Source organism: Mesorhizobium sp. M1A.T.Ca.IN.004.03.1.1 (assembly GCF_003997555.1).
Lineage (GTDB): Bacteria > Pseudomonadota > Alphaproteobacteria > Rhizobiales > Rhizobiaceae > Mesorhizobium.
The window spans coordinates 1-231 of sequence record NZ_RZTV01001193.1 but is presented as its reverse complement, the minus strand read 5'-3'; the positions used below and the strand labels follow the sequence as shown (position 1 = coordinate 231).

General features: G+C 60.6%; 1 pseudogene. It reads left to right on the top strand.

Going from position 1 to position 231, the window contains the following annotated elements:
- Positions 1-37: 37 nt before the first annotated feature.
- Positions 38-231 (top strand): annotated as a pseudogene (locus EOD29_RS35460) (DeoR family transcriptional regulator); the annotation flags it as partial.

Here is a 231-nt window from a genome sequence, read left to right as displayed (position 1 = left end):
GCCAAGACCGGGCCCGAGGCGGTCGAGGTCCTCGACCATGGATCTCGCACCGCTGGCTGCTGCCGGAGCGAAACTCGTACAATCCGGCGCAACGATCATGATGCACCATGGAGCCCTCAGTGTTGCCTTCGCCGGCGCCTTACCCCGCGACATGTCTTTAACGATTGTGACGAATTCCCTACTTGTCGCGACTGCGCTGGAAGGGCATCGTCAAGCGAGCGTCGTTCTTTT